The following is a 7,330-nucleotide window of genomic DNA, read 5'->3' as shown; positions in this document are numbered from 1 at the left end:
GAAAATAACCTTATAAATACCACCGAATTGTGTCTAATCTAATCTTATCAGACGAAGGCTTCAACCATCGGAGAGACAAATGTGAGCTTTTTAGACAATCTTTTAGAGAATAGTGATTAACTGAGCAAAACTTGTTTGTATTTTAAACTCATTATGTAGACGATTTTATATTCCTCGTGTATTTGGGCCTTTACCGCTGAGCTATTATTAAGAAATGTTTGGTCTGTTAAAAAGGATTGGGTACACTTGCGCGACCAGAATAGTGAGAGATAGATCAATGGCAAATACAGCAGCCGCATTACATATTCTTGTGAAGCACAAAGAGCAAGCGGAAGACATAATCAAGCAACTGAAAAAAGGCGCAAAGTTTCAGACATTAGCGAAGAAGTATTCAACTTGCCCGTCAGGCAAACGCGGTGGTGACCTTGGTGAATTCCGCCGTGGTCAAATGGTACCTCAATTCGACAAAGTGTGCTTTTCTGGCGAAGTGTTAACGCCGCATCTAGTTAAAACCAAGTTCGGTTGGCATGTTGTAAAGGTGCTTTACAGAACATAAGGCTTGGTATCGACCTAAACATTGTCAGATGAAACCCACAAGCATTAAATATCATCTGCACGGTCTCTTTTAACCAATCACTACCGTTATGACATGGCAGATACATTCTGATCTGCCATGCCCCACCAAACGCTAATCTTTCCAAACTAGAAACTCATTTATATGCAGTTAACTTGGCTTTTCTCATAAGTCGTTATCCTATTTCAAGCTTTGGTATGAGAATACGTTTGCTGGTTGTATCAATTATCAATGCTATTCCTTGCTGGCGAACTTTGGTTCATGTTCGGGCGCCATTCGCATATGATAGCGACCTTATAAAAATTAACCCCGTTCATAATTTAAGATGTCCCTGACTCATAAAGACTATTTTAAAATCGCATTTCCTTTCATTGTTTCTACTGTTACCCAACCATTGTTGGGGGCGGTGGACACCGCGGTGATCGGTAAACTCGGTGTGGCTGAGATGATTGGTGGTGTAGCGATCGGCACCGTCATCATGAATACCTTGTATTGGCTGTTTGGCTTCTTCCGCGTCAGTACTACCGGGCAAAGTGCAATCGCATTAGGTAAAAATAGCCCAGAGGATCAAGCGAGTAGCTTATTGCGTCCTTTCGTGCTTTCGCTCTGCCTTGGCTTGATTTTCATTGCGTTGCAGTCCGTGATTTGGATGGGGGCAGAGCTGATTATCTCCCCTGATGCAGTCGTGGCCGAAAACGCTAAGACTTACTTCGATATCATGATCTTTGGTGCGCCGTTTGTACTGCTGAACTACACCGTGATTGGTTGGTTGATGGGGCAGGCGAAAGCCAAAGAAACCTTGTTCACGCAAGTGTTTGGTAATGTTCTGAACATCGTGCTGGATATCGTATTTGTGTTGTACTTTGATATGGGCATTGCTGGTGTTGCGGTGGCGACACTTATCGCGCAAATCTCGACGTTTGTTATTGGTGCGGTGCTGGTGTTGAAAACCTGTCGCTTCCCGCTGTTTGATCACATTCAGACCGCAAAAATGACGCGTAAAGCTCTCAAAGTCATTGCGTCTTCCAATATGGATCTGCTGCTTCGTACTGTGTGTCTATTGGTGTTCTTCAACATGATGGCGCGTGTAGGCTCTCAGCTTGGTTCTGATGTGCTTGCTGCGAACGCAATCATGATGCAAGTGACCTTTATCGTCAGCTACATGTTCGACGGTGTAGCGAACGCGTCGAGCGTCTTTGCAGGTAAAGCGGTAGGCCAGAAGAATACGACATTGCTTGATAACGTGATTAAGCTAAACACGCAATGGACCGCGGCGTTCGTTGTTGTCTTGACCTTGCTGTTAGTGCTGTTCAAACACCAAGTGGTGATGTTGTTTACCACCTTGCCAAACCTTGTTGAACTGTATCTAGACATGAGCCCTTGGTTATTGGCATTCCCGTTGGTTGCTGGTTTTGGTCTTACGTTTTACGGCATCTTTACCGGTACAGGGACGACGCGACCAGTGCGTAACTCTACCTTTCTAACCATGGTGTTGTTCTTAGTGACTCAATTTATTGCGGTGCAATATTGGGGCAACCACGGTTTATGGCTGGCATTCACTCTGTTCTACGTTGGGCGCTTTGTCTTCTTGTTCCCATACCTCGAACAAGTCAAACAAAAGTGTCAGTAATTCACACTGTCACAAACGACCTAATTTAGATGTTCTTATAACAAGGGTGGAGCCATCTGCCCTTGTTGATAAATCTGAAAAAGGTGATGAAATAACCCCTCCGACTGGTTTCCTTGCTTTAACCCGCATGATATTATTTGTGATGTTATATTATTACATTTATTTTGATGCCGTGATTTCTCGACCAATACTCTCCGTTAATAATCTCAGCCTTACAGACTCAGAGCGCACACTCTTCAAAGACATTTCTTTTGAGCTGTTTCAAGGTGAAGTTCTTGCCATTATGGGACCTTCCGGCATTGGTAAATCCATGTTGTCGAAAGCCGTCGCAGGTTTTTTGCCGTCTGATATTTGGGTAGACGGAAGTATCCAGCTTAACAGCAGTGAAGTCGCACAAACTGTCATGCTGCAACGCAGTCAGTCGCAGCGTCCCGCGGTCATTTTCCAAGATGCACTCAAAGCACTGAATCCATTGGCCTCTGTCGAACAACAACTGTGTTTGGCATTGACGGGCAACAAAACGCGCTTGTCTTCAGCAAACCGAGACACGGTGACGACCTTGTTGTCTCAACTCGGATTTGCGGATCCAAAAGCAGCATTGGCGCAGCATCCAAGTCAGCTATCTGGTGGTCAGCGCCAGCGTATTTGTATTGCCATTGCATTGCTTGGTAGTGCCAACTTGATCATCGCTGATGAGCCCACCAGTGCGCTCGATCCAATCACCGAAGCGGAGATCCTTGAGTTGTTCCGCAGCAGTGTTCAGCAACGCAACATCAGTGGTTTGTTGATCACGCACGATCTGTCTGCGGCTTTGGCGTGTGACAAAGTCTTGGTGATTGCGGACAACACCATGGTGGCTTATGGCGCACCATGGCAAGCCATTCAGCAAAGTTCGCATCCTTTCTGCCAACAACTTGCGCAACTGCTGCCTTAACCTCATCTCTGGAGCCTATTTTGACTAAGCACAACTTGAGCGGGCACACGCAGCCTAAATCGGCGGAAGTTCGCTTTGAGCAAGCCAGTGTTCACTATTACTCCAAACCAAGTTGGTTAGGGGGCAAACCGTTCAAAGCGCTCGAACAATTGGATCTTGCCATCGACACAAAGAACATTGCGATTGTTGGTCCGTCTGGTGCGGGTAAATCGACCTTGATTGAACTTCTGTTTGGTCTTCGTAAACCCACATCTGGTGAAGTGTATGTGTGTGGTTATCCGTTATCGCGTAGCTCGGCTAAGCAGCGACAAGAGTTGTGTCAGCACATTCAGCTGATCCCACAAGAGCCGCAATCGAGCTTGAATCCGTACTACACCGTTCGCCAGATCTTACTGGAGCCGCTAAGCAACATTGGTTTGACGCAAGAGCTTAACGAGAAGGTGGAAAAGGTCTTAGCGGATGTCGGTTTGGATCTCACATTGTTGGATCGTAACCCGCAGCAATTATCAGTTGGGCAAGCCCAACGCGTGGCTATCGCTAGAGCTTTGATTGTCGAGCCTTGTGTGTTGGTTGCCGATGAGCCAACCAGCAGCCTAGACCCCGTCAGTCGTAAACAGATTCTCGAATTGTTGGCAGGCATTCAAAAGAGTCGTCAGATGCGCCTGATTTTGGTGACACATGACCTCGATGCGGCACAAACCCTATGCGATGAAATCCTAGTGTTAGACAAAGGACGCGTTGTCGAGCACGGCACGGCACAAAACGTGACAAATAACCCATCGCACTTGATCACGAGAGCCTTGATGAGCGCTCAACACAAAAGTAATGAATTCACAAAAACCATTGGAGAGGTTTCTTATGCACCTTAGTACTCCCAAGTTAGCTTTGTCGCTGGCTTTAAGCGCATTGCTGACGGGTTGTTTTGACTCTGGCGAAAGCAAGCCAGAAGCGGAAAAAGCAGCTGCACCGCAAGCAACGGAAATTCGCGTTGCCATGATGCAACCACCACGCACAGGTTTGTCACCACTTTCAGATGACGCGTTCAAACTGTCACGTTGGAGCACAGCAGAAACGCTAGTGAACCTAAACGATCAGTCGGTAGCAGAGCCTATGCTGGCAACGGAATGGGAACAAGTTGATCCGATGACGTGGCAATTTACAGTACGTAAGGGCGTTAAATTCCACGATGGTTCTGACCTTGACGCCAACGCGGTTGTGAACTCTCTACAAAAAGCATTAGATGCCGCACCTAAGCCACGCATTTTGGATGGTATCGAATGGCAAGTTCGCGCATTGGACGACTTCACTGTTGAAATCAAAACGACCTTTAACGATCCATTGTTGCCAAGCCGTCTATCTAGCCCACAGCTAGCGATCCTTTCTGGTGCTGCATATCAAGAAAACGGTCGTGTTGTGCCAATCAATGCGGGTACGGGTCCATTCGTTCTGACAGAAATCAACGGGACAACCAGCGCAAAACTGAAGCGTTTTGACGGTTACTGGGGTGAAAAAGCAAAAGTAGACAGTATCTTTGCTGAATACGTACCAAACGGTTTTGCTCGTGCTGCTGCACTGCGTACCGGTGAGGCGGATGTCGTTGAAGCGGTTCCTGTATCGCAAATCGCGATGATGGAATCTTCACAGTTGCATGAAGTCGCAATGCCACGTACCAACACGCTTTACCTAAACAACAAATCAGATGTGTTTAGCCAGTTCGGTTTGCGTAAAGCAGCAGCTCAAGCGGTTAACCGTGAGCAAATCATCAAAACGGTTTACGAGAACCACGCCGATTCAGCAAAAGGTTTGTTAGGTCCTGCATTGGCATGGGCTCAACCAATTCGTGACGCGAACCCTCGTATGGAAACCATGGAAATGCGCCACGCGAACGGTGAGAAGATCACCATCGGTACATTTACCGACCGTGCTGAGTTGCCAGAAGTAGCGGTGCTATTAAAGCAACAACTTGAAGCGGCTGGCTTTGTGGTTGAACTAGACGTTCGTGAATACGCACAAATCGAAAACGATGCACTAGCAGGTAAGTTCGATGCGTTCTTGTTGTCACGTGCAACAGTGTTGGATTCTGGTGATCCAGTGGCGTACATGCAAAGTGACTTTAGCTGTAAAGGTTCTTACAACCTAGGTCAGTTCTGCTCTGAAGAAGTGGACGCAGCATTGAAACACGCTGATCGTCAGCCGTTGGGTGAGAAACGCCAACAAGCGATCATCGAAGCAGAAAGCAAAATCCTTGAGCAATACGCTGTGATTCCACTGCTTCACGAGCGTGTAATCCAAGGTGAGAGTGACCGCGTGAAGAATGCACAACGCGACCCACGTGAGCGTCGCCTGATCGACCAGTTTACTGAGGTGAACTAACTCGATGTCGTCTGTTGCCAACATGCGCTCTCGTTGGAGCGCTTGTATGCCTGAATGGTTTACGCGTTTTTTGTCGCGCTTCCTGTCTCTCGGGGTAGTAGTTGTGATGGTGGGTTTGATGCCGGATATTGCCGGTATCGATCCAAGCCAATCAATCCTCCGTGCCCGTGCGGGTGCTCAACAATTGCTGACGGCGGAAGCTCTGCAAGCAATTCGAGAAGATCTTCAACTTGACCGCAGCGCTGCTGAGCGACTGTGGGATTGGTTGACGCTTGCCATGCAAGGTGACTTAGGTGTCTCTTGGGTGAGTGGCGCATCCGTGATGGAGAGCGTTCAACAAACCGCAAAAACGTCGCTATTACTGATGCTTACAGCGCTAGGCATGGCATTTGTAATGTGTATGGCGAGCGTCCTTTACACTGTGCGTCGTTGGCAACAGAATCGTTTAGACAAACATCATGACACGCTCAGTTCGGTGTTGGTCTCACTGCCTGAATACGTGATTGCTTCGTTGCTGATCATGGTGTTTTCCATTTGGTTGGGCTGGTTCCCGCCTTATGGTTGGCAAGGCGTGCAAAACCTCTGGCTACCAAGTTTGGCAATGGCATTGCCTGCTGCTGGTTTGTTCGGGCGCTTGCTCAATGACAGCCTCAAGCGTGTATTGGATGAGCCTTGGGTGATCACTTGGCTATCGGCAAACGTCAGTAAGTTTCAAATCTTACGCTTTGCCTTGTGGCGTGCCGTTAGTAACTTGATTCCTCAAATCGCAATGACGGTGATTGGTTTAACCGGCGGCGCGGTTGCTGTGGAACAAGTGTTTTCCATTCCGGGCATCGGACGACTAATCTTAGGTGCAGCGAAGTCACAAGATCTGCCGATGCTGCAAGGCGGCTTGTTGGTGTTGTTGGTGTTCTCGATGTTAATCAGCAGTGCGAGCATCTTATTGCAACGTTGGTTACTCGGGCACAGTGTCACAAGTGGCAAGTTGATCAGCAGTCACAGCACGTTCCGTTTTACCCAAAGCACCACCAAACGTATCGTCAGTGCCACAATCTTTGTCTTGCTGATTGGTTGTGCTGGATGGGCGTTAATGCGCGATCCTTACACCATCCAATTTACCCGCCTTGAATCGCCAAGCTTAGCTGCCCCGTTTGGTGCAGATGCGGTCGGGCGAGATCTGCTTGCTCGCGTTGGCGGCGGTATGATGTCGACAATCAAAATGGGCATCATCGCAACGTTCCTAAGTTTGGTGATTGGTTTGCTGCTCGGCTTCGTGACTCGTTATAGCCAAGGCTTAATTGAGATCACCAAAGGTGTGCCATACATTGTGGCGGGTCTGCTGATTGCTGGTCTAACGGGGATGAACCCAAACAGTGCTTTGATTGCGATTGTTATGGTGTCGTGGGCACCATTAGCGGCGCACTGTGCGAGCTTGTTGATGGAAGCCAAAGCGCAGCCTTATACGCATCTTGCGCCCATTTGGGGAACCAGTCAGTGGCAAGTACTCCGTTACTACTTGTTGCCTTACGTACTGCCGCCATTGATTCGTCACGCGTTTCTACGTTTGCCATACATTACGCTCAGCCTGACGTCTCTGAGTTTTATCGGACTTGGCGTTAAGCCGCCAGAACCTGAGTGGGGCTTACTGATTGCAGAGAATCTGCCTTATATCGAGCGCTCACCATTAGGTGTCTTACTGCCAATCTCAGGTTTAGTTTTGATGGCAATTGCGGTGAATTTGATTTTTGATGACAAATGACGAGCAGCGATAAAGCGAAGTGAGCTTCCATATCCAGATGTAATAAGTAATTTGGTAATT

Annotated in this window: 6 protein-coding genes; all 6 read left to right on the top strand. The window is 47.8% G+C overall.

Annotation, left to right across the window (positions count from 1 at the left end):
- The first annotated feature begins 214 nt into the window (after positions 1-214).
- The 6 genes from ppiC to N646_RS23235 all read left to right on the top strand — a co-directional run bounded on the left by ppiC (position 215) and on the right by N646_RS23235 (position 7,270).
- Positions 215-556 carry a peptidylprolyl isomerase PpiC gene (gene ppiC / locus N646_RS23260; RefSeq protein ID WP_080276970.1) on the top strand — a complete coding sequence of 114 codons (342 nt, stop codon included), beginning with the start codon at positions 215-217 and terminating at the stop codon, positions 554-556.
- Positions 557-899: 343 nt separating this feature from the next.
- A complete protein-coding gene (locus tag N646_RS23255; RefSeq protein WP_017821233.1) occupies positions 900-2,204 on the top strand; it encodes an MATE family efflux transporter in 1,305 nt (434 codons plus the stop codon).
- Between the two features lie 172 nt (positions 2,205-2,376).
- A complete protein-coding gene (locus tag N646_RS23250; protein ID WP_021707652.1) occupies positions 2,377-3,138 on the top strand; it encodes an ATP-binding cassette domain-containing protein in 762 nt (253 codons plus the stop codon).
- 20 nt (positions 3,139-3,158) lie between these two features.
- Entirely contained in the window at positions 3,159-4,007 is an 849-nt protein-coding gene (locus tag N646_RS23245) for an ABC transporter ATP-binding protein (protein WP_021036047.1), read from the top strand.
- Positions 3,997-5,511 (top strand): ABC transporter substrate-binding protein, encoded by a 1,515-nt coding sequence (locus tag N646_RS23240; protein ID WP_005441857.1) that lies wholly within the window; start codon positions 3,997-3,999, stop codon positions 5,509-5,511. The genes N646_RS23245 and N646_RS23240 overlap by 11 nt, the downstream gene beginning before the upstream one ends.
- A gap of 4 nt (positions 5,512-5,515) precedes the next feature.
- Complete coding sequence (locus N646_RS23235) at positions 5,516-7,270, top strand: ABC transporter permease subunit (RefSeq protein WP_021036046.1); 1,755 nt, start codon at positions 5,516-5,518, stop codon at positions 7,268-7,270.
- Positions 7,271-7,330 lie beyond the last annotated feature (60 nt).

This window comes from Vibrio alginolyticus NBRC 15630 = ATCC 17749 (assembly GCF_000354175.2).
Lineage (GTDB): Bacteria > Pseudomonadota > Gammaproteobacteria > Enterobacterales > Vibrionaceae > Vibrio > Vibrio alginolyticus.
This window is presented reverse-complemented; position numbering and strand designations above follow the sequence as displayed.